Source organism: Staphylococcus sp. 8AQ (assembly GCF_902506595.1).
GTDB lineage: Bacteria > Bacillota > Bacilli > Staphylococcales > Staphylococcaceae > Staphylococcus > Staphylococcus pasteuri.
Genome location: NZ_LR733871.1, coordinates 678885 through 705433, shown reverse-complemented (window position 1 = coordinate 705433; position 26549 = coordinate 678885). Strand labels below are relative to the sequence as shown.

Sequence of the window (26549 nt, the reverse complement as noted above, 5' to 3'; positions counted from 1 at the left end):
AATCATCAGCCCTTTAGTTTTTGTGTAACTTCTTTATAATCACTTTGTTTAAAGAAATATGAGCCAGTTACTAACATTGTAGCTCCATTTTTCACACAAATTTCAGCTGTTTCTGCATTGATACCGCCATCAACTTCAATATCAAATGTAAGTTGCTTTTCATTTTTTAACGTATTTAATTCTAGTATTTTATCAACACATTCTTCAATAAATGATTGACCACCAAAACCAGGGTTAACTGTCATAATTAATACATAATCTACTACATTGATAATAGGTAGTAGCTGACTAACTGGTGTTCCTGGATTAATGACAACGCCTGCTTTTTTACCTTTGTTCTTTATTTGTTCTAGCGCTCTATGAATATGGGCAGTAGCTTCTAAATGAACAGAAATGAGATCTGCACCATGGTCAGCGAATAATTCAATATATTGTTCAGGATTTTCAATCATTAAATGGACATCTATCGGTAAATCTGTTTGTTTACGAACTGCATCTAGAATTGGAATTCCAATAGAAATATTAGGTACAAATTGACCATCCATAACATCAAAATGTAATCCATCAACTTGTGCATCTTCTAATTTTATTATTTCATCTTTTAAGTTTAAAAAATCAACTGATAGTAGTGAAGGTAATACTTTAGTCATTTAATATCGAACCTTTCTCTCTGAAATTTCATTAAATAATTGTAAATAATGTTCATATCTAAATTGTGCGATGTTTCCTTTATCTAATTCTTCTTTGACATTACATTTTGGTTCTTTAAGATGATTACAATTACGGAATTTACATTGCTCACCGTATTGTGCAATTTCGATAAAGTAGTTTTTAATCTCATCTTTGTCAATATGATCAAAGTCAAGTGCACTAAAACCTGGCGTGTCTGCGATAAAACCACTCACCGTTTCATGCAGTTCTACATGTCTAGTAGTATGTTTACCTCGATTAAGGGATTTTGATATATCATTAGTTTCAAGCTCAAGTTCTGGTTTAAAATGGTTTAAGAATGTCGATTTTCCAACTCCAGACTGTCCACTTAAAACAATTAAACCTCCTCCCCATTCTTCAACTAATGTCGTTTGGTTATCATGAATACTTACAAATTGAGTTGAATAACCTATTTCTTCATAAATAGATAGATAATTATTAATTTTTTCAATTTGATTATCGTCAGCCATATCTTTTTTAGTGACTAAGATTCTTGTGTTTAACCCATATGAATGAGCAATCACTAAAAATCTATCTAATAGTTGCGTTGAAAATTGTGGCTCAACAGCACTCATTACAATAACTAATGTATCAATATTACTGACAGGTGGCCTTTTTAATTCATTATCTCTTTCATGAACATGTTGAATATAACCTTCTGTTTCATTTTGCACATCAAAATCTACAATATCTCCAACAATGGGTGAAAATTTCTTCTTTCTAAATAAGCCACGTGGTTTCGTATTATAGCGTGTACCGTTAACATCTACTTGATAAACGCCGCTTATCAATTTTACAATTCGACCTGTCTTCAAAAGGACACCTCTCATAATTATTTTACTGATAATAGTATATCAAACTCATTAATAATTATATATCTTTATAACTATAAAAAATACGATGAGTCTCGTAATTGACTCATCGTATAGCACTTCATATTTTAATGAATTATTATTTAGTCATCATAATCCACATCTTTATCTGCAACAATTTTGTTATCTACTCTTACAGTGTAACCAGCAGTTTTACCTTTTTCAATTTTCATAGGAATATTAATTGATTTGTCATCTTTAATTTCAAATGATTGAACTGCGCTAGAACCACTATTATCTTTATCTCTAACATAAACTTCTACTTTTTGGCTTTTTCCCTTTTTACCAGAATAAGGTACTTTCACTGATTCATTGTAATTCTTAACATCTTTATCTGAATCATCATCTGATTTATCATCGTCGGATTCTTCGCCTTTAGAGACTACTAATGTTATTGTTGAGCCTTCATCTACTGATTTACCTTTTGGTGATTGTGAAATAATATCATTCTTTTTCACACTGTCGCTATAGGATTTTGAAACTTTTAATTTGAATCCTTTTGATTCTAATTCTTTCTTAGCAGTATCATATGATTTGTTTTCATAATCACTTACATATACTTGTCTAACTCCTAAAGATTCATAAATTTTGATATTATTGTCATTTAATTTCACTTTTTTATTTGCTGACACACTTTGATTAGCAATATAACCTTTAGGTGTGCTTGAACTATATGTTTGTTCAACCCCTACATCTTTAAGACCTACTTCACGCAGTTTATCGAGCGCGTCATCTTTTGATAAACCAATTACACTTGGCATTTTAACCATTTCAGGTCCTTTTGATACTACAATATCAATTTTATCTCCACGCTCAACGCGCTCACCTTTAGCTGGTTTAGATTTAATGATTTGATTTTCAGGGTATTTATCACTGTAATCTTTCGAAACGTCACCAAGTTTTAGATTATGATTTTTCAACATTGTTTCAGCTTGGGATTGTGTTTTACCAGTGATATCTGGCATTTCTTCAAATTTATCACCAAACACTGCCATACTTACAAAAGAAATAAGACCGATAAGTAATAACGCAAAGATAAATGCGTATAAAAATTTCTTTTTCTTAGAACTTTTTTTGCGTGGCGGTTCATATAAATGTGTATCTTTATTTTGAGGTTGTTGATTGTCTTGGTGATCCATTATTGGAATTTGCATTGTTTGACCAATACTTTTCTCTTTTGGTGTGTCGTCAATCTTTCTGGAAATTTCTTCTTTAGAAAAAGACATTGTTTTAGTCTTGGTTTGATCTAAAGTATATCTTTCTTCGTTAGAACGATTTTCATGTAGTGCACTACTTAAATCATCACGCATTTGTTGAATAGTAGTATATCTATTAGCTCTATCCTTCTCAGTCGCTTTAAGTACAACGTTGCTCAAAGCTTGTGGCACTTCTTCGCGTTTATCTGTTGTTATGTTAGGAATGGAATCTTGTATATGTTTAATGGCAATGCTTACAGCTGTTTCACCATTAAATGGTGGTTCTCCTACTAGCATTTCAAATAACACGATACCTATAGAATATATATCAGTACCTTCATCGGTAGATTCACCTTTAGCTTGTTCGGGAGATAGATATTGCACAGTCCCAAGTACATGATTCGTTTGAGTTAACGATGTTTCACTTATCGCTTTTGCTATACCAAAATCAAAAATTTTCAAGGTTTTATTTTTATCAATGAGAATATTTTGTGGCTTTATATCTCTATGTACGATTCTATTGTCATGTGCATGTTTAATGCCTTCTAGAATTTGTTGAGTAAATTGTACAGCAGTTTCTAAACTTAAGGGTCCATGGTTCTCAATATACTCAGCAAGTGTTGGCCCTTCAATATACTCCATTACTAAAAAGTAACAATCATCTTCTTCAGCTACATCAAAAATGGTAACAATATTTTTATGTGATAATTGTGATGAATTATGAACTTCTCTTTCAAAGCGACGTAATGTCTCTTCTTTCTCCCTTGGTGGGATTGAAATAGCTTTAATTGCAACCTTACGCTTCAGAATTAAATCTTCAGCTAGATAAACAATGCTCATTCCACCGCCACCAAGCTTATCAATGACTTTATAGCGCTCATTAATCAGTTTATTTATCATACTCTATCACCCTCGATAGCAGATAATATAAAACTTATATTATCTCTAGATTCGTGGGCGAATGCTAAACGCATAAGGCTCTCACCATGATCTTCTAAAGAAGCTTCTTGTTTTAATTCTTCTTGAATCTCATAATTTCTAACATAATCTGTTAGTCCGTCAGAATTAAGTAATAAATAGTCATAAAAGTTTAAGCGCTTAATAAATAAATCTGGAGATACACGTTTATCTGTTCCCATTACTTTGGTAATGATATTTCTTTGAGGATGATGGTATGCCTCTTCTTCTGTAATTTGACCTGTCATTACTAGATGATTCACAAAAGAATGGTCACTAGTAATTTGATCAATTTGCCTACTATTTATAACGTAAGCTCTAGAATCACCAACATTAGCAATAACAACTACTTTATCGAATACTAATGCACAAACACAAGTCGTACCCATACCATGGTAATCAGGGTTTTCTTGAGCATAATTATAAAGATCAAAATTAATTGCTTTAATGTTCGTACTCAACCATTCTTCAGCTTGATGTTCTTCGATTAAATTTTCCGCTTCAAAGCGTTTTTGTAGTTCATAAGTAACAAACTGACTTGCAATTTCACCAGCTCTATGACCACCCATACCGTCACACAACACTAACATTTGTTGACTAGTTTGGTTATAAAATATACCGCCTGCGTCCTCGTTCTTATCTCTATGTTGTCCAGTATCAGTGAAAAATTGTGCATTTAGCATTGCTCTTACCTCGTTTCTACTTGTCGTTCCTTCGCTCTTAATTGACCACATGCTGCATCAATATCTGATCCTTGTTCACGTCTTATTGTAGCATTGATACCTAATCGTTTTAACTCTTTTTCAAATTTAAAAATATCATCTTTAGGTGTTTTGACATAGTTTCTTTCTGGAACATGGTTAACTGGAATTAAATTGACGTGACAATTTAATCCTTTAATAAGATGAGCTAAATCTCTAGCATGTTCTAATTGATCATTTACACCGCCAAACAAACCATATTCAAATGTAATACGACGATTTGTTTTTTCTTGATAGTATTCAATAGCTTCCATTAATTTTTCAACATTATAGGCACGGTTTATAGGCATTAATCTTGAACGAATTTCATCTTTTGCACCATGTAAACTTACTGCAAAATTAATTTGGATATCTTCATCAGCAAAGTCATAAATTCTTGGAATAATTCCTGAAGTAGATACTGTGATATGTCTTGCACCGATATTTAAACTATTATCGTCATTTACAATACGTAAAAAGTCCATCATTTCATCATAATTTTCGAATGGTTCGCCAATACCCATAATAACAATTTGCGATACACGTTCATCTGTTTCGTCTAGTGCTTTTTGTACTGTTAATACTTGAGATACAATCTCTCCTGCTTCTAAATTACGTTTTAATCCGCCTAATGTTGAAGCACAAAATGTACAACCAATACGGCAACCAACTTGTGTTGTTACGCAAACTGAATTTCCATATTCATGTCGCATTAATACAGTTTCAATTGTATAGCCATCTTGTAATTCGAACAAGAATTTGATTGTGCCGTCTCTACTTTCTTGTTTAACAACAGTCGTTAACGTTGTCATTGCAAAGTTGTCTTTTAATAGTTGACGTAAATCTTTTGAAAGATTTGTCATTTCATCAATGCTATCAACACGTTTTTGATATAACCATTCAAAAATTTGTTTTGCTCTAAATTTCTGTTGACCGTGTTCAATTAACCAGTCTTGCATTTCATCGTATCTTAAAGAGTAAATAGACTGCTTCTCAAAATCAGGAAGGAATTTATTTTTCTTTTTCTTTTTTTCAGTAATCATATTAACTTTCCTTTCTTTTAATTCTAGCGATAAAGAATCCATCTGAATGATAGTCTTGGGGGAAGACTTGTAATGTTTTAACCATTTCACCAGTTGTTGGGTGTTGGAATGGTTCAAATTCAAAATCATCGTTTTGTTTTAAGAATGTATACACTACATTTTCATTTTCCATTTGTTCTATTGTACAAGTTGAATAAACAATTGAACCTCCAGGTTTTACGTTATGTTTTACATTCTCCAATATTTGTAATTGTAATTCAACTAGTGATTGAATTGTATTTTTCGACTGACTATATTTAATTTCAGGTTTATGTCGTAATACACCGAAACCGCTACATGGAGCATCCACTAAAATTTTGTCATATTGATTTTCATAGGGTTCTGTTGCATCGTGTTGAAAGGCTTTAATATTTTTAAGTCTTAATTTTCTTATATTGAAATCAATGAGTTTTATTTTATGATCATGTATATCTGTCGCATCAACATGCCCTTCTGGAGATAAAATTTCAGCGATGTGACACGCTTTACCTCCAGGTGCACTACATGCATCTAATACAGAATCATTTCTATCTAAATCCATGATATGCGCTACAAACATGGAACTTTTATCTTGAATTGATACTAAACCATCTTTAAAAGCTCTTGAGTTCACAATTGGTTTTCCAGAAATGTGAAGACAGAAAGGTAAAACGTCATCTTTCTTTACTGTATACTCTTCTTTTTCTAACGCACTTATAATGTTATCAATCGAGCCTCTTGTTATATTAGCTCTTACAGTAGTAGCTACTGGTTCTAAAAATGATTGTGCAATTGTCTCTGTTTGTTCCAATCCGTAATGTGTTACCCAATGGTCAACTAACCACTTAGGTAAACTATATTGAATAGCAATTCTTTTTTTATCATCTTGGATATCATTTATATCTGGTAATTCACTTCTCATAATTGTACGTAGTATACCGTTAACCACATTTCCGGTATAATAACCGCCTTCTTCTTTGGCAATTTCCACCGCTTCATTAATGATTGCGTGATCAGGTACTTTATCTAAGTATACATATTGATAAATACTCATCCAAAGTAATTCACGTACCCAACCTTTGATTTTTGTTTTTAAAAATGGTTTCAAATAAAAATCTAAAGTATATTTACGTTTTACTGTACCGTATACAAGTTCAGTGAATAATCCTTTATCTAAATCACTAATTTCATATGTTGATAGTACTTCATTAATTTCTAAGTTACTATAGGCACCTTCATCTAATATTGCTTGTATTGTCTCAAAAGCGAGACCTCTTATCGAATTTGTCATACTAATTTCTTCCCAACTAGTGATTCTTGAACACCACTTAAATAATTTGCTACTTGCATACGTTTTTTACCGGCTAATTGAATATCAGTTAAAGCAATACATTCCTCTGAGGCAGTTGCAACTATAATTGCTTTCTTAGTCGTATCTACAATAGTGCCTGGTTCACCTTTTTTACCTGATACGATATGTGCACCATAAATTTTTAAATTTTTGTCATCCATAATAGTATAGGCAACTGGCCATGGTGATAGACCTCTTATATGATTGTGTATCTCTTGTGCACTACAATTCCAATCGATTTTTTCATCTTCACGACTAATATTTGAAGCAAATGAAGCTTGACTATCATCTTGTTCTACACTGTCATTAGTACCATTTAAAATTGAAGGTAATGTTTCTTTTAATAAATCAGCACCTAAAAAACTTAATTTATCATGCATTGAACCCACATTATCATCTTGTTCAATGTCGATAGCTCGTTGTGAGATAATATTCCCTGCATCTAGTTTTTTCACCATATACATAATCGTTATACCTGTTTCTTTTTCACCATCTATAATCGCTTGATGTATTGGTGCACCACCTCGATATTTAGGTAACAATGAAGCATGTACGTTAATTGCCCCTAGTTTAGGTGTATTTAATAATTGTTCTGGTAAAATTTGGCCAAATGCAGCCGTTACGATAAGGTCTGAATCCATGTTTAATAATGTTTGTAATTCCTCAGATCCTTTTATTTTTTCGGGTTGATATACTGGAATATTATGTTCTACCGCTACTTTTTTTACAGGCGGTGGTGTCATAACGCGTTTTCTACCTACTGGTCTGTCTGGTTGAGTTACTACTGCAATAACTTCATGCTCTGCAATAAGCATTTCTAATACTTTAGTTGAGAAATCTGGTGTTCCCATAAAAATTATTTTACTCATTTTCGAAATATGCCTCCATTTCACTATCACTTAATATACGTTTAGCCTTTTCTGTGAAAAATATGCCATTTAATTGATCAATCATATGTAAAATCATTCTCGCTACATCATCGTACGCTGTTAATTCTATTGAATTTCCGTTAACGTCATTACTTTCAACAACAATCATTTTACTGCGTTCAACTTCGCCATATACATCGGGTAAACTTACTGATCCTTCTAAATCAGTAATCGTTTCAGTTGATTGTTTAATAATTTTAGGATTGATAAGTTGTAATAAGCCTTCCATTTCCATATCAACGATGGCAACTTGTTGGTTAATACCGATTTGATTTGCGCTTAATGCAGATCCTTCCAAGGCATATAAAGTATCTTCAACATCTGTTAGTGTTTGCTTTAATTGATTATCGTATTGTTCTACTTGATGTGCCGGTTGGTTAAATATTGGATGCTCCGCTTTAACTAATTTTTTTACTGACATATTTAACGCTCCTCATTAAAATTCATCAAACCATTATAACTTATATAGTATAAAATTGCGACCTCCCTTATTCAGACTAAAGAATGAGAACGATCTCTTTGACTTTAATACCATATTTTATAAAATATAAATGAGTACTATGTTTAAAAAAAGGGAAGATTAATAAAGACAATTAATTTAAATTGTAAAAAAAGAGGTGAATTAATAATGGAAGTAAACAAAGTGATTTATATTTTATTAGCTGTATTTTTAGGTAGCTTTGGAATTCATAAATTCTATGCTGGTAAAAATATGCAAGGCATTCTACACATTTTATTCTGTTGGACAGCAATACCTCATATTTTAGCTATTATTAGTGCTATCTTAACATTATTCAGACCAGCTGATGAAAATGGTAATGTATTAATGTAATTAAATTAAATTTTTAAGCCATTGAGCGCTGACAACTGTGTTTGTTGTCATGATACTCAATGGCTTTTTTATGTCTACATCATCATTTGTGGGTTGATATCTATTTTTAATGCTAATTTATCTTTAACATACTTGTCATGATAATAATCATCTAAATATGTTAATGCTTTGTGCAATTCTGGTTCTCTTTTATATTTAACTAGAATTTGGAAGCGGTACTCGTTGTTAATTCTTGATAAAGCCGCAGGAGAAGGACCGAGGACAAGGGCTTGATCAGTTAGATGTTGTAACAATATTTTATGAATATGTTTAGAAGCTTCCATTACTTTTTTCATTTCTTTATGTGAAATTGTAAAATTAATTAAAAAGTAATAAGGAGGATACTTACCTAATTTGCGATAACTCATTTCTTGTTGATAAAAAGTTAAATAATCATTTTTCTTAACATCTTCAATTGCGTAATGTTCAGGATTATATGTTTGAATAATTACTTGCCCTTCTTTTTCATGACGTCCTGCTCGTCCAGCTACTTGTGTTAATAGTTGATATGTGCGTTCGCTAGCTCTAAAATCAGGTAAATTTAACATTGTATCTGCATTTAGAACACCTACTAATGTGATATTAGGATAATCTAATCCTTTAGCTATCATTTGTGTGCCTAAAAGAATATCTCCTTTACCATTTTCAAAATCATTAAGTAATTTTTCATGAGCACCTTTACGTGATGTTGTATCTACGTCCATACGAATGATTTTTGCATCTTCGAATTCTTGCTGGAGTAATTCTTCAACTCTTTGTGTACCAGTCCCTACTTGTCTAATATGTTCACTTTCACAATTAGGACATTTATTAGGTGGCGTTTCTTGATAACCACAATAGTGACATTTCAATTGATCAGTTGTTTTGTGATACGTTAATGAAATATCACAGTTTGGACACTGTGGTACGTGACCACAATCACGGCAAAGCATAAATGAAGCATATCCTCTTCTATTTAAAAATAGTACGATTTGTTCATTATGGTCTAAACAATGTTGAATGGCTTGTCTAAGTGTAGAAGAAAACATTGAACGGTTCCCTTCTGCAAGTTCCTCACGCATATCCACAATATTAATAGCAGGCAGCGCTTGATTATTAACACGATTAGGTAATGTTAATAATTGATAAACGTCTTTTTCTGCACGTGCATATGTTTCCAAACTTGGAGTTGCACTTCCTAGTATGACTGGACATTGATGATAATGACTACGCCATTGCGCTATATCTCGCGCATGATATCTTGGATAATCTTCTTGCTTATATGTAGATTCATGTTCTTCGTCTATAATAATTAGACCTAAATTTTTAAATGGAGCAAATATACTTGAGCGAGCACCTACACTGACTTGTGCACGACCATCACGAATCTTTTGCCATTCATCATATCTTTCACCATTTGAAAGACCTGAATGTAACACCGCAACATCATCACCAAATCGGCGCTTAACCCGTAATACCATTTGTGGTGTTAAAGCAATTTCGGGGACGAGCATCATAGCCTGTTTACCTTGATTTAATGCTGTTTCAATAGTTTGTAAGTATACTTCTGTTTTCCCCGATCCTGTGACACCATGTAATAAAAATGTTCTCTCTTCATTTGCATCTATTTTTGCTTTAATCGCATCGAAAGCATTTTGTTGATCATTCGTTAATTGACGATTATTTTCTTTCTCAAAAATACGATTTGCAAAAGGATCTCTTTCAACTTCAGCGTCATACTTTTCTAAATAACCTTTTTTAATTAATGTATCTAAACTTGATTTAGAGAATCCCATTTCATCTAATTCTTTGATAAACACATCTCGGTGTCTTTCATCTAACAAGTAAGCATATAAATCATATTGCTTAATTGATTTTTCTAATTTATTTAAAATTTCGTCTGGATTACCTATATCCGTTACTTTAACAGCACGTTGTGTTTTCTTTTTAATATTTTGCGATAAGATAGTAGTTTCTTTAATGACATGTTGCTTTAATAAATCATCTAAATATCCTAAATCGTTATTTTTTTGTGCATCTTTATAAAAATAATATCCATCTTTATTAAATCTTTTTAAAATAGATTCTGATATGTCATTACCCTTTACAATTTCGAACGCTTTTTGATATTTAACTTTAATTGCATTAGGCAACATGACTTCTAAAACTGAAATACGTTTTGTTAAATGATAATGACTAAGCCACTCACTAAGTTCAATTAATTCAGGTGTTAATTCTGTTTTGATGTCTTGAATCTCTTTGATTTCTTTAAGTTTACTGAAGTCAATGTCTTCGTCAGGTTGATCTTGAATACTCATAACATACCCTTGAATTGTTCTTGGTCCAAACGGTACTATCACACGTACCCCTATTTGAACGAATGATTGCAATCGTTCAGGTATAATATAGTCAAATTTAAAATCAACACTTTTAGAAGGTATATCTACAATAACCTTTGCTATCATTATTGCCACCTAGTTTCTAATTCGTCTAAAATTTCGTTAGCAATTTCAACTTTTTTGCCTTTCTTTATATTGACCATATCTTGGTTTTTAAAATGCATCGTTAATTCATTTTCATCTGAATTAAAACCAATTGATTTATCACCAACATTATTGGAAATAATCACATCCGCATTTTTTCTTTTTAATTTATCTTGAGCATATTGTTCAATATTTTGAGTTTCTGCAGCAAAACCAACTAAATACTGATCCTGTTTATGTTCACCAAGATACTTAAGAATATCCTGAGTACGTTTAAATTTTACAGTTAAATCGCCATCTTGCTTTTTCATTTTATGATCTAACACCTCAGATGGAGTGTAATCAGATACTGCTGCGGCTTTAATAACGATATCTTGAGTATCATAATATTGTAATGTTGCTTGGAACATCTCTTCTGCACTTTCAACTCGAATCACATTCACACCTTTAGGATCATCTAATTGGGTTGGCCCACTTACTAGCGTTACATTAGCACCACGCTTTTGTAATGCAGTAGCTATTGCAAATCCCATTTTTCCAGATGAACGATTCGATACAAATCTAACAGGATCGATGACTTCAACTGTAGGACCTGCAGTAACAAGTGCATTTTTCCCTTTAAATGAACTTTCAATTTGTGTATGTTGTTGATTAAAATATTGATTAATGACTGACACAATTTGTAAAGGTTCTTCCATACGTCCTTTAGCAACATATCCGCACGCTAAATAACCGTCCCCAGGTTCTATGAATTGGTATCCATCAGCTCTTAAAGTCTCTATATTATGCTGTGTTCGTTTATTTTCATACATGTGTACATTCATAGCTGGAGCGATAAATGTTTGTGTTTCTGTTGCTAATAAAGTTGACGTTATCATATCATCTGCAATACCGACACTTAACTTTGCAATTGTATTTGCAGTCGCTGGCGCTACGATAATAACATCTGCCCAATCGCCAAGTGCAACGTGTTGGATTTCTTGAGGGTTTTCTTCTTTAAAAGTATTTGTATAAACTGGATTTTTACTAATAGATTGAAAGGCTAATGGTGTAACAAATTCTTGTGCATGATTTGATAACATCACACGTACTTCATAACCTGCTTGAGTTAATTTACTAGTTAAATCTATAGCTTTATATGCAGCTATACCGCCCGTAACCGCTAATAAAATATGTTTCATTATTGTGTTCTCCTTAAATACATTTTCAATTCAATCAATTTATTTCCCTGATTAGAACTTTGCTCGTTTGTTTATTCAACAAGATGTTATTCAAATTTATATTAATTATACACAAATTATCAATGATATTAAAAAAACACACCTTATATAAGTGATATATTCATTACAACTCATGTAATAACATATCTCAAAAAAGGTGTGTACATTTATTTTAATGTGATTATCCTAAAAATTCGTTAGGAATAACTGGTGAAACTTTACCATCAGCAATTTCTTCTAGTGCTTTACCAACAGGTTTAGCTGAAATGTATTTACTTTCTAAAGCTGTTTCTGGTTTTTCATCTAATTCACGAGCTCTTTTTGCAGCAGTAGTAGCGATAAGATATTTAGATGTAATCTTACCTGTTAATTGGTTTAAAGGTGGATTTAACATTATTTTTTTGCCTCCAGTATCATTTTTCTATATTTAGCTTCTATTCTTTCACGTTTAAGGTGTTCAGCTTCGACGATTGATTGAATTTTGTTTTTGGCTAACTCTACTTCATCGTTAACCACAACATAATCATATAAATTCATCATTTCTACTTCTTTTCGTGCTTCGCTAACACGACTTTGAATTTTCTCATCTGATTCTGTCCCTCTACCTACTAAACGATCTCTTAAATCATCTAGACTTGGTGGAGCTAAGAAAATAAATAATGCTTCAGGGAATTTCTTTCTAACTTGTTTTGCACCTTCGACTTCAATTTCTAGAAATACATCATGTCCTTGGTCCATCGTATCTCTAACATATTGAACAGGCGTACCATAGTAATTACCTACATACTCGGCATATTCAATAAATTGATCATCTTTAATTAATGCTTCAAATTCATCTTTTGTTTTGAAGAAGTAATCTACACCATCAATTTCACCCTCGCGCATGCTACGAGTAGTCATCGATATAGAATACTTATACGAAGTATTGGGATCTTCAAATATTTTCTTTCTAACAGTTCCTTTACCTACACCAGAAGGACCTGAAAGAACTATTAACAATCCTTTTTCATTATCCATGCCTTACGACCTTTCTAAGCTATTCTTCTATTATTTAAATATGATATCATATTGCACTTGAAATTGTATAGAGATACTTTTAGCGACTCATTATACATTTGTCATAATAAGTTAAATTAAACAAGAATCATGACCGTACGAATGATGCATGTTACAATAATGAGAATGAATAACAAGAAGGTGGCAGATATCAATGGCATATGATGGCCTATTTACAAAACAGATGGTTGATTCCTTACAAGATTTAGTTACAGGACGCATCCATAAAGTTAATCAACCCGAAAATGATACGATAATTATTGTTGTACGCCAAAACCGTCAAAATCATCAACTACTTTTATCTATACATCCAAGCTTTTCAAGGTTGCAATTAACGAATAAAAAATATGATAATCCATTCGACCCACCTATGTTTGCTCGTGTCTTCCGTAAACATCTAGAAGGTGGCATTATTAAAGCTATTCGCCAAATTGGTAATGATAGACGTGTAGAAATTGATGTACAAAGTAAAGATGAAATCGGCGATACTATGTATAGAACGATTATATTAGAAATTATGGGTAAACATAGTAATTTAATATTAGTTGATGAAAATCGAAAAATCATCGAAGGATTTAAACATCTTACACCTAATACAAACCAATATCGTACAGTAATGCCTGGTTTCCAATATGAAGCCCCTCCAACTCAACATAAATTAAACCCTTATGAAGTTTCAGGTTCTGAAGCATTAAAACATATTGATTTCAATGCGGGTAAAATTGCTAAACAACTATTAAATACTTTCGAAGGTTTTAGCCCGTTAATTACAAATGAAATCGTTAGTCGTCGTCAGTTTATGACGCCTGAGACTTTACCTGAAGCATATGATGAAGTTATGTCTGAGACACTAGAAACACCTACCCCTATCTTTCATAAAAATCATCAATCTGGTAAAGAAGATTTTTACTTCATGACTTTAAATCAATTTTATGATGATATAGTAACTTATGACTCTTTAAATGATTTATTAGATCGTTATTATGATGCACGAGGAGAACGTGAGCGCGTCAAACAACGTGCTAATGATTTAGTGCGTTTTGTCCAACAACAACTTCATAAATATCAAAACAAATTAAGCAAACTCATGCATGAATATGAAGGAACTAAAGATAAAGATAATTATCAATTGTATGGGGAATTAATAACAGCAAATATTTATCGTATAAATCAAGGAGACGAATCTGTAACAGTACTCAATTATTATAATAATGAAGAGATTACAATTCCCTTGAATCCAACGAAATCTCCTTCTGTTAATGCACAATATTATTATAGACAATACAATCGTATGAAAACGCGTGAACATGAACTTCAACGTCAAATTCAGTTAACTAAAGAAAACATTGACTATTTCACTGGTATTGAACAGCAATTAGAACATATAACGGTAAATGAAATCGATGATATTCGTGACGAATTAGCAGATCAAGGATTTATGAAACAGCGTAAAAATGTTAAGAAAAAGAAAAATGCTAAAATACAGCTTCAATCTTATCTTTCAACAGATGGAGATACGATATTAGTAGGTAAAAATAATAAACAAAATGATTATCTCACTAATAAAAAAGCACAGAAAAATCATATATGGTTCCATACGAAAGACATCCCAGGTTCGCATGTTGTTATTCTAAATGATTCACCTTCAGAAGAAACTATTAAAGAAGCGGCTATGCTCGCTGGTTACTTCTCTAAAGCTGGAAATTCAGGTCAAATTCCTGTTGACTATACCGAAATAAAACATGTCCATAAACCTTCTGGTGCAAAACCAGGATTTGTCACTTATGACAAGCAAAAAACTTTATATGCAACTCCAGATTATGATCATATTCAACATATGAAATCTGAAAGTTTAACTTAATTTAAATATAAAGAGGACTGATTACGCATATATGAAGTGCACCCCAAAAGTTAGACTTAAAATCTAACTTTATGGATTTCAGCACAATATATGACACGTAACCAGTCCTTTTTAATTATATAAATATTTTGTTAGTGCTTATCTGGTAATGCAAGTTGGAAACTGACACCAAATTTATCTTGTACCCATGCAAATTCGCGATATGGTGGCATTTCAGTTTTAGGCATTAAAATAGCGCCTTCTTTTTTTAGTCCACTGAAAAGTCTTTCCATTTCCATTGTATCTTTAACAGTGACATAAAGTGACATTGCAGGATTCATTGGTAATTCTTCTCCATTGTTTGCATCAATAGCCATAAAAACTTGACCATTTAGTGTGAATATCGAATGTTGAACAGTTCCAGGTGTTCCAGGTCCATCTTCATCATATTTAACCATCGTTATAATTTCACTATCTTCAAATAAGCTTGTATATAAATTAATTGCTTCTTCTGCTTGATCATTAAACATTAAAAATGTCGTTATTTTTGGTATTTCCATTTTAATCCCCCTATAAGTGTTGTTTAAATTATTATCAATACTTATCCATAGTTTAACATGCGTGTCTTAATTTTGTTGACTATACCCACTTTTAAGATTTTAGCTATTTATAATATTTTTGTTAGATGTAGTTTTTTAATTTTGACTTATATGTTTGAACGGTTAAAATTAAATTAAGTGAAAAGGAGGCCATAATATGACACATTTACTTATTCCTCTATTGATATTAGTAATTGTTTTACTAATTGGATGGCTATTAACTAAATTATTTATTCGTTAAAGTAATATAAAAAGAAACGGCATTAGAGTGTTGTTAAACTGATGTGCTCCTAAAAAAGTTGGTTTTTAATGCAACTTTTAAGGTTCAGTACAAACATTGACTAATCGCCGTTTCTTTTAATTCATTGTTTTTAAATTAATAATCCTGTAGTTTAAATCATTATTTCGGACTACAATTCACCTTTAGTACGTAAGTTTTCCTTTGCTTTTTTGAAAATATCACTTGTATGTTCAAAAGCATTATAATTCATTTCTTTTTGAAATTTGGATACTGTACTTTCATTTTCTTGGACATCGAGTTGAGTTGTATTTCTAAAATCTTCCCGTCGACTTAAAAATGCATTGCAGTGTTTTAATGACGAGTACAGATGATTATCATGTTTCTGCTTTAACATTTTACATCCCACCTATAAACCTATCTTATGATAAGTTATCTCTCCAATCAACTAAAGTCTGAATGTCATTTTCAGAAATTTCACCGCGTTCTTTTGCTACTTCAATCAATTCGTTATAATTACTTAAAGTGTAAAAAGGAATTTGTGCTTGTTTAAATGTATCATCTGCTTTAGCTAAACCGTAAGTAAATATAGCAACAACGCCTAACACTTCTGCGCCAGCTTCTTTAAGGGCATCTACTGCTGTTACTGATGATCCACCAGTAGAAATTAAATCTTCAACAACAACTACTTTTTTGCCTTTACTTTTGGCACCTTCAATTTGATTTTGTTTACCATGACTTTTACTTTTCGAACGAACATAGTTCATTGGTAACTCCATTTTTTCTGAAATATACGCAGCATGAGGTATACCTGCTGTTGCAGTACCAGAAATAATTTCTACGTCTTCAAATTTTTCATTAATAAGTTTGATTAAACCATCTCTAATAGCATTTCGTACTTCTGGATAGCCTAATGTTACTCTGTTATCGCAATAGATTGGTGATTTAATACCTGAACTCCATGTAAATAAATCATTTGGTGATAATGATACTGCTTCAATATCTAGTAGTGATTTTGCAATTTCTTTAGCCATTTAACCTAACCAACTTTCTTTTATTTTTTGATAACTTTCAACTGGATTGTCACTTTGAGTAATTGGTCGACCAACAACAATATGTGTTGATCCTAATTTTTTAGCTTGCTCCGGTGTAGTGATTCGTTTTTGATCATTTTGCGCAGCACCTTGAGGTCTAATGCCAGGCGTTACCTTCATAAAATCTTCGCCTAATTCTTTAGTTAACAATTCCGCTTCCAATGGTGAGCAAACGACACCATCAAGACCTGCTTGTTGAGTCAATCGAGCATAATTTAGAACTGCTTCTTCAATCGTTGTTTGTATATTTTGTTCATTATTTAACTGTTCTTGAGTTGTTGATGTTAATTGAGTAACAGCAATGATTTTTATATCTTTGTTGTGTTGACGTAATCCTTCAATAGCTGCTTCCATCATCGCCTTACCACCAGCTGCATGAACATTTACTAAATCTACATCTAATTTTGCTAACCCTTGCATTGCTTTATTTACTGTATTGGGGATGTCATGTAATTTTAAATCAAGAAATATACTATGACCTCTATCTTTAATTGATTTAATTAAATCAGGTCCTGTTTGATAAAATAATTCCATTCCAACTTTTACAAATAATGGTTCATTAAATTGATCTAAAAATGCATTAACTTTATCTGCAGATTCAAAATCTAATGCAATAATTGGTAATTGTTTCATTATGTACTCCTTATATTGAAAGTTCTTCAATCAAAGTCTAATAACTAAGAATTGAAGAACTTATCTAAATTAAAATGTAGTTTCAAAATATTAAATTATATTGAATTAGTTTACATATTTCGCATCGTAAATGTCATACTCTCAATAACATTAGTTAAAGCGCTAGCAGTATCTAATGATGTTAAACATGGAATACCATTTTCAACTGTTGTACGACGAATTTGGAATCCATCTCTTTCCACTTCTTTACCTTTTGTCATTGTGTTAATAACGATTTGAACGTCACCATTTTGAATACGTGTAAGCAAGTCATTTTCTCCACCGATTTTGCCTACAACTTCTGCTGGTATATTATTTTGTTTTAATTTTTCAGCAGTCCCCTTAGTTGCTAGAATCTTATAACCTACTTCATTAAGACGGTGTGCAATTTTGACAATTTCGTCTTTATCTTTATTGCTTACTGTCATTAATACTGTACCGTGATCTTTGACTTCAAATCCACTACCAGTTAACCCTTTGTATAGCGCTTTTTCTAATGTTTGGTCTTTACCCATTACTTCACCTGTAGATTTCATTTCAGGCCCTAAAGTAATGTCTACATTTTTCAGTTTATTAAAGCTAAATACTGGTGCTTTAACAAATACACCTTCTGAATACGGTTGAATACCTTCTTTATAGCCTAAAGATGATAATTTCGTACCCATGATTGCTTGCATAGCTAATTGTGCCATTTGAATGTCAGTAATTTTACTTAAAAATGGTACTGTTCGACTTGAACGAGGATTTACCTCTAGAACATAAACACCATCATGTGCAATTACAAATTGAATATTGATTAATCCAATAATATTTAAACCTTTAGCTAATCTAATTGTGTAATCTTCAAGTGTTTTAATTTCTTCTTGAGATAGTGTTTGAGGTGGGTATACTGCAATAGAATCACCACTGTGTACACCTGCACGTTCAATATGTTCCATTATTCCTGGAATAATGACTGTTTCTCCATCTGAAATAGCATCGACTTCAATTTCTTTACCAGTTAAATATCTATCAACTAATACTGGATGTTCTGGACTAGCTTTAACAGCTTGTGTCATATAATTTTCTAACTCATCATCACTATCTACAATTTCCATAGCACGACCACCAAGCACATAAGATGGTCTAACTACAACTGGATATCCAATATTACGCGCGTTTTCTAACGCTTCTTTTGGTGATGTTGCAGTTTTACCTTGAGGTTGTGGTACATCGATAGTATGAAGTAATGCTTCAAATTCTTTTCTATCTTCAGCACGGTTTAAGTTTTCTAAAGAAGTTCCTAGTACTTGTACGCCATGTTTTGCTAATTTGTCAGCAAGGTTAATTGCTGTTTGTCCACCAAACTGTACAACTACACCTTTAGGTTTTTCAAGATTAATAATACTCATTACATCTTCTTCTGTTAATGGTTCAAAATATAATTTATCTGAAATTGAAAAATCTGTTGATACAGTTTCAGGGTTATTATTTACAATAATTGCTTCATAACCAGCATTTTGTATTGCCCACACAGCATGAACTGTTGCATAGTCAAATTCTACACCTTGTCCAATTCGAATAGGTCCAGATCCTAATACAAGAATTTTTTCTTTATCAGTAACAATAGATTCATTTTCAGTTTCATAAGTACCATAGTAATAAGGTGTTGTAGACTCAAATTCAGCAGCACATGTATCTACCATTTTGTACACTGGAGTAATATTATTTTCAATTCGTAATTGATAAACTTCTTCTTCTGTCATATCAAAACGATGTGCAATAACTCTATCACTGAATCCATAATCTTTAGCATATTTAAGGTATTCTAAATCACCTTGATGTGCTTTAAGTTCATGTTCAATGTTGATAATATTTTGGAATTTATTTAAGAAGAAATAATCAATTTTAGTCATTTCATGAATTTCTTCTAAAGTTGTTCCACGACGTATGGCCTCACCTATAAAGAATAATCTTTCATCATCTTGATGACTAATACGTTCTTTAATGTAGTCTAAATCAAAGCTTTCACCGTTTGGTAATCCTAAATGATGTACGCCGTATTCTAATGAACGAATCGCTTTTAATAAAGATTCTTCATATGTGCGTCCTATTGCCATTACTTCTCCAGTTGCTTTCATTTGAGTACCTAATTCACGCTCACCTTTTTCGAATTTATCAAATGGGAAACGTGGTATTTTTGAAATAACGTAGTCTAGTGTAGGTTCAAATGCAGCATAAGAAGTTCCAGTAATTGGATTTAACATTTCATCTAGTGTTAAACCTACAGCAATTTTGGCTGCTAACTTCGCAATTGGATAACCTGTTGCTTTAGATGCTAATGCTGATGAACGAGATACACGTGGGTTTACTTCAATAATGTAATAGTTGTATGAATCTGGATCTAAAGCTAGTTGTACGTTACATCCACCTTCAATTCCTAAAGCGCGAATAACTTTTAATGACACATCACGTAGCATTTGATATTCGACGTCTGATAGTGTCTGACTTGGCGCAACAACAATTGAGTCACCAGTGTGTATACCAACTGGGTCAATATTCTCCATGTTACAAACTACGATTGCATTATCATTTTTATCACGCATAACTTCATATTCAATTTCTTTAAATCCAGCAATTGATTTTTCAATTAAACATTGTGTAGCAGGACTATAATGAAGACCATTGGTAACAACTTCTTTTAAGTCATCATCGTTGTAGCAAATACCGCCACCAGTTCCTCCCATTGTGAATGCAGGACGAACGATTAATGGATAGCCAACTTCTTCTTTAAATTTAAAAGCTTGTTCTACTGTATTTACGATGTCACTTTCAGGTACTGGAACATTTAAATCATTCATTAACGTTCTAAATAATTCACGGTCTTCAGCTTGTTGAATTGATTCTAATTCAGTACCAAGTAACTTCACATTATTTGCGGCTAATACACCACTATCGTGTAATTGAATAGCCATATTCAAACCAGTTTGACCACCTAATGTAGGAAGTAATGCATCGGGTTGTTCTTTGCGAATAATACGTGCAATAAAATCGTGTGTTAATGGTTCAATATAAACTTTATCTGCAATTTCTTTATCTGTCATAATCGTCGCTGGATTTGAGTTAACTAATATAACTCTATATCCTTCTTCTTTAAGTGCAAGACAAGCTTGAGTTCCTGCATAATCAAATTCCGCAGCTTGCCCAATAATAATTGGACCCGATCCTACTACTAAAATTGTTTGAATATCGTTACGCTTAGGCATTTACATTACGCTCCTTTTCTATGAACTCGTTCATCATTGTTATAAATTCATCAAATAAATAATTCGAATCGCTTGGGCCTGGTCTTGCTTCAGGATGATATTGAACAGAAAAAGCAGGTAAAGTCTTATGTCTTAAACCTTCAACAGTTCCATCATTTAAAGCAATATGAGTAACCTCTAAATCAGTGTTTTCTAAAGAATCTTTATCGATTGAATAACCATGGTTTTGACTTGTAATGTCAACTTTACCTGTTTTTAAGTTTTTAACAGGATGGTTAGCGCCTCGATGACCAAACTTCATTTTGAATGATTTAGCACCTTGGGATAATGCGAATAATTGGTGTCCTAGGCAAATTCCAAAGAATGGAATTTTACCAAGAATACCTTTAATCATTTGAATAGCTACTTCTACTTCATCTGGATCTCCAGGTCCATTTGATAGCATTACGCCATCTGGTGACATCTTCAATATTTCTTCAGCAGATGTGTCGTATGGCACAACTGTCACATTGCACCCTCGCATATTTAATTCTCGTACAATATTTTGCTTTTTACCAAAGTCAAGAAGTACAACGCTTAAATCTGCTCCAGTAGATACATAAGGTGTTTTTGTAGAAACAGTTGATACTTCGTCTCTAGGTAATTCAGTTGTTTTAAGATGTTCAACTAAGCTTTCAATTTCATCTTTGTTATCTGTAAATCCAGCTCTTAATACACCATGTTGGCGAATTTTACGTGTGATACTTCTAGTATCAACACCTGAGATACCAGGTATTTGATATTGAACTAATACTTCATGTAATGTCTTTTGATTACGGAAATTACTTGGATGTGTACTTGCTTCTTTGACTACTACACCATTTAATGTAGGTGTTAAAGATTCAAAGTCATCTCTATTAATTCCATAATTTCCAATTAATGGATACGTAAATGTAATAATTTGACCTGTATATGAAGGGTCAGAAATTGTTTCTTGATAACCTGTCATTGCTGTGTTAAAAACAATTTCACCAATCGATAATTCATCTGAACCTAGCTGGTATCCTTCATAATAAGAACCGTCTTCAAATACTAGATAACGTTTTGAAAGCATTTATTTTTCCTCCTTAAATACAACTTCACCTTTTATCATAGTTAATACGGGATGTCCGTATACTTTCTCACCAATAAATGGTGTATTGTCAGCTTTTGATAAGAAATCTTCACTTCTAATTTCTTTTTCATTTTCTAAATCAATAATAGTAATATCAGCATAACTATCTTTGTGTAGTTTTCCGTAGTTAAGATTAAAGATTGTAGCTGGTTTAATTGTTAAATAATCAATTAATTGTTTTAATGACCAATTACCATTTCTTACGAAGTGTGTATATAGTAATGGGAATGCTGTTTCACTACCTACAATTCCAAATGGTGCTTTAGTCATAGGTTGTTCTTTTTCTTCTTTAGCGTGTGGCGCATGGTCTGTAGCAATACAATCAATTGTACCGTCTAATAATCCTTCTAATAATGCGTCACGATCTTCTGTACTTCTTAATGGTGGATTCATTTTATAATTAGCATCATCACCTGGAACATCATTTTCTGTTAATAATAAGTGATGTGGCGTTACTTCAGCTGTAACATGAATGCCTGCTTTTTTAGCATCGCGAATAACACGGACACTTTCTTTAGTTGATACGTGACAAACATGATAATGACATCCTGCTGCTTCAGCTAATAAAACATCTCTTGCAATTTGAACTGATTCACAAACATTTGGAATACCAGGAATACCTAGTTCTTCACTACGTTTACCTTTATGCATAGCGCCGCCATAAATTAAGCTATTGTCTTCACAATGAGCAACAATTGGCTTTTTAACTTTAGCAGCTTGCTTCATAGCAGCGTACATCATACTCGCTTGTTGTACACCGACGCCATCGTCTGTGAACGCAAACACACCTTCTTTAGCTAAAGCTTCGAAATCCACTAACTCTTTACCAGCTTGTCTAGTTGTAATTGAAGCATAGGGTAATACGCGAACTTGAGCTGTTTCAGAAATTCTTTCTCTTAACGCTCTTACATTTTCAACTGAATCTGGTACTGGTCTTGTATTAGGCATAGGGCAAATTGTAGTAAATCCACCTCTAGCTGCTGCTTTTGTACCTGTTTCAATTGTCTCTTTGTGTTCACCACCTGGTTCACGTAAATGCACATGTACATCTACAAATCCTGGTGCGATTAAATTTCCTTTAGCATCAATGACTTCAATATCGTCAGATGATGCATCTATTTTAGTACTGATCGTTTTAATTCTTTTACCTTCGATTAAAATATCTGTATTTTTCAATTTTCCGTTCTTAATAATTTTACCGTTTTTAATTAATTTCATGATTCAAATACCCCTTCCTTATTGTAAAAGCTCATCAATAACTGCCATTCTCAAATACATACCGTTTTCCATTTGCTTAAATATTCGAGACTTAGGTGCCTCTACCAATTCGCTTTCGATTTCTACTCCTCTATTTACAGGAGCCGGATGCATGACAATAGCTTCTTCTTTTAATTTATCATATCTTTCCCTAGTTAACCCATATTGTTGATGATAATTTTCAGCTTCAAAATTGGCCTTTCCAGTAATACCATGTCTTTCATGCTGAACTCTTAGCAACATCACAATATCTACTTGGTTAATCACATCATCAATATTTACATATGATGCCTCTATTGTATCGTCTACCCATTCTTCGGGGCTCGCGAACATTACATTTGCACCTAATGCTTTTAAACTATGAAAATTACTTCTAGCTACTCGAGAATTTTTGATGTCACCACAAATTAATACATTTAGACCTTCAAATTTTCCATACTCTTCATAAATTGTCATTAAATCAAGTAAACTTTGTGTTGGATGTTGACCACTACCATCCCCACCGTTAGCTATAGGGATATTTAAATTATTTAATTCTTCATAATATGCATTTTGAGAATGTCTAATTACAAGTAAATTAACACCAATACTTTCTAAAGTTTTACAAGTATCATACAAGGATTCACCCTTTTGAACTGATGATGTACTTGTCTCAAAATTAACTAAATTCAATCCTAACTTTTGTTCGGCAACTTCAAAACTACATTTTGTTCTAGTTGAATTTTCAAAGAACAAATTAGCTACAAATTTATCTTTGTATTGCGGTACATTAACTTCTCTAGATTTAAATTGACTTGCTTTTTTAACTAAGCTAAAAATTTCATTGTTTGATAAATCTTCCATTGATAATAAATGTTCCATTGTTTGCCTCCTCAGTTAAACTGATTATTTTTTAGGTAAGATTAAATTTAAAATAATACCTGATAATGCTGATAATGCCATTCCTTCAAGCTGAAGATTTATGCCAATACCTTTTAAATTGATAAGTAGATTTCCAATACCAATTACTAAAATGACAGATGCTATTACCAAGTTTCTATTGTTAGCAAAATCAACATTACTCTCAACAATCATTCTTAAACCACTTGCGGCGATAATACCGAATAATAGTATAGATACACCACCCATGACTGGTGTTGGTATTGAAGAAATAAGTGCTGTGAATTTTCCTATAAATGCGAGTACTATCGCTATGACAGCTGCGCCACCAATAACGTAAATACTATAAATTTTAGTAATCGCTAGAACGCCAATGTTCTCACCGTATGTTGTACTTGGTGGTCCTCCGATAATACTTGCAACCATCGTTGATACACCGTCACCGATAATTGATTTGTCTAATCCTGGATCTTTAAAGAAATTTTTACCTACAATTTTATTAATGACCATTTGATGTCCAATATGTTCACTAACTGTCACAAAAACTACTGGTATCATCACTAGTACCAATCCTAGGTGAAACGATGGTACATAATCTTTAAATGGTAGATAAATACCTGGGAAATCTAACCATTTAGCTTTAGCTATTGGCGCAAATTTTACTAATCCCATAAATATTGAAACGATATAACCTACAATAATACCGATTAAAACTGGTATGAGGGATAAGAATCCTTTGAAAAAACCTTGCACAATAATAGTTACTATTAAAGTGATTAACGCTACTACTAAATAACTTAAATTGTAACCTTTCATGTCTCCTGAATTTTCATACATTGCCATGTTTACTGCTGTAGGTGCAAGACTTAAACCGATAACCATGATTACTGGTCCAACCACAACAGGTGGTAATAATTTCATTAGCCATTCTGTTCCACTAAATCGTATACATATACCGATAATGACGTACATTAATCCACTCATGAATAATGCAACTAACATGTCTCCTAAACTATGTGTACTTAACCCAGTAATGATTGGAGTGATAAAAGCGAAACTAGAACCCAAATAAGCAGGTATTTTGGCTTTTGTTATTAATATGTATAATAATGTTCCGATTCCAGATGCTAATAATGCAGCTGATATTGGTAGTCCTGTTAAAAATGGTACAAGTACAGTCGATCCAAACATCGCAAATAAATGTTGTAAACTTAAGAATGCCCATTGGCCTGCTTTTGGTTTATCTTTAACATCTAATACTGGTTTTACTGTACGTTCAAACATTTGTTCATTTTCCATAATGATTCATTTCCTCTCATAAAAAAATCTCTTTACATACAGTTATGCAAAGAGACTAAAGTCAATGATATGAATCATAAGCAATATGTATCTATAGTCATATAAGTTTACATAACTATATTACAGTTAGTTAAATGCTTATATAATTCAATTCACCTTTTTCAGTCTCTCGTACTGTTTTAAAAGGATATATTATTCAATTACTACCGCATTCGTTGAATCCTTTTCCGTTAAGAATACTTTCACTGATTCATCTCGTGCAGTAGGTATATTTTTCCCTACAAAATCTGCTCGAATTGGAAGTTCTCTATGGCCTCGATCAACAAGTGTTGCCAAACCAATTTTAATTGGTCTAGAGTGTAATAGTATAGCATCTAATGACGCTCTTACAGTTCTTCCTGTATATAAAACATCGTCCACGATGACAACAACTTTTCCTGTGATGTCTACATCAATCTCAAATGCTTTATCAAAAGATTGCTTTGAAACTTGATCAATGTCATCTCGAAATTGTGTAATATCAATTGTACCTGTTGGAACAAGTTGTTGCTCAATCATATTAATTTTTTCTTGAATACGGTAAGCAAGGTAAGCACCTCGCGTTTTAATGCCCAATAATACTAAATCTTCTGTACCTTTGTTATACTCAAGAATTTCATGTGCAATTCGAGTTACTGTACGTTGTATTGCTGCTTCATCCATAATGATGCGTTCAGACATTTCCTCACCTCATAAATTAACATGAAAAAAACCTCACATCTTTAACAAGACATGAGGTTGATATATAGATAATGTGTAATTGAGATATAATCACATACACATTTTCATTCATTTACATGAGTTACAA

Annotated in this window: 24 protein-coding genes; 2 read left to right on the top strand and 22 right to left on the bottom strand. The window is 32.4% G+C overall.

Annotation, left to right across the window (positions count from 1 at the left end):
* Nucleotides 1–5: 5 nt before the first annotated feature.
* The 8 genes from rpe to GVY01_RS03575 all read right to left on the bottom strand — a co-directional run bounded on the left by rpe (nt 6) and on the right by GVY01_RS03575 (nt 8238).
* On the bottom strand, nt 6–650 hold the full coding sequence (gene rpe / locus GVY01_RS03610; RefSeq protein WP_017637134.1) for a ribulose-phosphate 3-epimerase: 645 nt from the start codon (nt 648–650) through the stop codon (nt 6–8).
* Entirely contained in the window at nt 651–1526 is an 876-nt protein-coding gene (gene rsgA / locus GVY01_RS03605; RefSeq protein WP_017637135.1) for a ribosome small subunit-dependent GTPase A, read from the bottom strand.
* Between the two features lie 140 nt (nt 1527–1666).
* Nucleotides 1667–3679, bottom strand: a complete 2013-nt coding sequence (pknB, locus tag GVY01_RS03600) for a Stk1 family PASTA domain-containing Ser/Thr kinase (RefSeq protein WP_017637136.1) — start codon at nt 3677–3679, stop codon at nt 1667–1669.
* Nucleotides 3676–4419: a Stp1/IreP family PP2C-type Ser/Thr phosphatase gene (locus tag GVY01_RS03595; RefSeq protein ID WP_017637137.1), complete on the bottom strand. Its 744-nt coding sequence runs from the start codon at nt 4417–4419 to the stop codon at nt 3676–3678. The genes pknB and GVY01_RS03595 overlap by 4 nt, the downstream gene beginning before the upstream one ends.
* Before the next feature lie 5 nt (nt 4420–4424).
* Nucleotides 4425–5519 (bottom strand): 23S rRNA (adenine(2503)-C(2))-methyltransferase RlmN, encoded by a 1095-nt coding sequence (gene rlmN / locus GVY01_RS03590; RefSeq protein WP_029055464.1) that lies wholly within the window; start codon nt 5517–5519, stop codon nt 4425–4427.
* 1 nt (nt 5520) lies between these two features.
* Nucleotides 5521–6828, bottom strand: coding sequence for a 16S rRNA (cytosine(967)-C(5))-methyltransferase RsmB (rsmB, locus tag GVY01_RS03585; RefSeq protein ID WP_017637139.1), 1308 nt, complete (start codon nt 6826–6828; stop codon nt 5521–5523).
* Complete coding sequence (gene fmt / locus GVY01_RS03580; protein ID WP_017637140.1) at nt 6825–7757, bottom strand: methionyl-tRNA formyltransferase; 933 nt, start codon at nt 7755–7757, stop codon at nt 6825–6827. Before fmt ends, rsmB begins: the two co-directional genes overlap by 4 nt.
* Entirely contained in the window at nt 7750–8238 is a 489-nt protein-coding gene (locus GVY01_RS03575) for a peptide deformylase (protein WP_017637141.1), read from the bottom strand. Before GVY01_RS03575 ends, fmt begins: the two co-directional genes overlap by 8 nt.
* A 207-nt stretch (nt 8239–8445) precedes the next feature.
* Here GVY01_RS03575 and GVY01_RS03570 point away from each other — a divergent pair, with 207 nt between their 5' ends.
* Nucleotides 8446–8649 (top strand): TM2 domain-containing protein, encoded by a 204-nt coding sequence (locus tag GVY01_RS03570; protein ID WP_029055468.1) that lies wholly within the window; start codon nt 8446–8448, stop codon nt 8647–8649.
* 74 nt (nt 8650–8723) lie between these two features.
* Here GVY01_RS03570 and priA read toward each other — a convergent pair whose 3' ends face one another.
* The 4 genes from priA to gmk all read right to left on the bottom strand — a co-directional run bounded on the left by priA (nt 8724) and on the right by gmk (nt 13387).
* A complete protein-coding gene (gene priA, locus GVY01_RS03565; RefSeq protein WP_159333644.1) occupies nt 8724–11132 on the bottom strand; it encodes a primosomal protein N' in 2409 nt (802 codons plus the stop codon).
* A complete protein-coding gene (coaBC, locus tag GVY01_RS03560) occupies nt 11132–12331 on the bottom strand; it encodes a bifunctional phosphopantothenoylcysteine decarboxylase/phosphopantothenate--cysteine ligase CoaBC (protein WP_017637144.1) in 1200 nt (399 codons plus the stop codon). The genes priA and coaBC overlap by 1 nt, the downstream gene beginning before the upstream one ends.
* A gap of 220 nt (nt 12332–12551) precedes the next feature.
* Entirely contained in the window at nt 12552–12764 is a 213-nt protein-coding gene (gene rpoZ / locus GVY01_RS03555; RefSeq protein WP_017637145.1) for a DNA-directed RNA polymerase subunit omega, read from the bottom strand.
* Entirely contained in the window at nt 12764–13387 is a 624-nt protein-coding gene (gmk, locus tag GVY01_RS03550) for a guanylate kinase (protein WP_017637146.1), read from the bottom strand. The genes rpoZ and gmk overlap by 1 nt, the downstream gene beginning before the upstream one ends.
* A gap of 193 nt (nt 13388–13580) precedes the next feature.
* On the opposite strand from gmk, the gene GVY01_RS03545 reads away from it, so the two are divergent.
* On the top strand, nt 13581–15287 hold the full coding sequence (locus GVY01_RS03545; protein ID WP_017637147.1) for an Rqc2 family fibronectin-binding protein: 1707 nt from the start codon (nt 13581–13583) through the stop codon (nt 15285–15287).
* Nucleotides 15288–15418: 131 nt separating this feature from the next.
* On the opposite strand, the gene GVY01_RS03540 is transcribed toward GVY01_RS03545, so the two are convergent.
* The 10 genes from GVY01_RS03540 to pyrR form a co-directional block, all read right to left on the bottom strand.
* Complete coding sequence (locus GVY01_RS03540) at nt 15419–15826, bottom strand: VOC family protein (RefSeq protein ID WP_017637148.1); 408 nt, start codon at nt 15824–15826, stop codon at nt 15419–15421.
* Nucleotides 15827–16275: 449 nt separating this feature from the next.
* The gene (locus GVY01_RS03535; RefSeq protein ID WP_017637149.1) at nt 16276–16500 is read right to left on the bottom strand and encodes a hypothetical protein; all 225 of its coding nucleotides are present in this window, start codon (nt 16498–16500) and stop codon (nt 16276–16278) included.
* Nucleotides 16501–16525: 25 nt separating this feature from the next.
* The gene (gene pyrE, locus GVY01_RS03530) at nt 16526–17137 is read right to left on the bottom strand and encodes an orotate phosphoribosyltransferase (protein ID WP_017637150.1); all 612 of its coding nucleotides are present in this window, start codon (nt 17135–17137) and stop codon (nt 16526–16528) included.
* Nucleotides 17138–17830, bottom strand: coding sequence for an orotidine-5'-phosphate decarboxylase (gene pyrF / locus GVY01_RS03525; RefSeq protein WP_029055472.1), 693 nt, complete (start codon nt 17828–17830; stop codon nt 17138–17140). It abuts the gene before it with no gap.
* Nucleotides 17831–17940: 110 nt separating this feature from the next.
* On the bottom strand, nt 17941–21114 hold the full coding sequence (carB, locus tag GVY01_RS03520; protein ID WP_017637152.1) for a carbamoyl-phosphate synthase large subunit: 3174 nt from the start codon (nt 21112–21114) through the stop codon (nt 17941–17943).
* Nucleotides 21107–22207, bottom strand: coding sequence for a carbamoyl phosphate synthase small subunit (locus GVY01_RS03515; RefSeq protein ID WP_017637153.1), 1101 nt, complete (start codon nt 22205–22207; stop codon nt 21107–21109). Before GVY01_RS03515 ends, carB begins: the two co-directional genes overlap by 8 nt.
* Nucleotides 22208–23485: a dihydroorotase gene (locus GVY01_RS03510; RefSeq protein ID WP_017637154.1), complete on the bottom strand. Its 1278-nt coding sequence runs from the start codon at nt 23483–23485 to the stop codon at nt 22208–22210.
* An 18-nt stretch (nt 23486–23503) separates the two neighbouring features.
* Nucleotides 23504–24385 carry an aspartate carbamoyltransferase catalytic subunit gene (locus GVY01_RS03505; RefSeq protein WP_017637155.1) on the bottom strand — a complete coding sequence of 294 codons (882 nt, stop codon included), beginning with the start codon at nt 24383–24385 and terminating at the stop codon, nt 23504–23506.
* 24 nt (nt 24386–24409) lie between these two features.
* A complete protein-coding gene (locus GVY01_RS03500) occupies nt 24410–25702 on the bottom strand; it encodes a uracil-xanthine permease family protein (RefSeq protein ID WP_017637156.1) in 1293 nt (430 codons plus the stop codon).
* A gap of 192 nt (nt 25703–25894) precedes the next feature.
* Nucleotides 25895–26422 carry a bifunctional pyr operon transcriptional regulator/uracil phosphoribosyltransferase PyrR gene (gene pyrR, locus GVY01_RS03495; RefSeq protein ID WP_017637157.1) on the bottom strand — a complete coding sequence of 176 codons (528 nt, stop codon included), beginning with the start codon at nt 26420–26422 and terminating at the stop codon, nt 25895–25897.
* Nucleotides 26423–26549 lie beyond the last annotated feature (127 nt).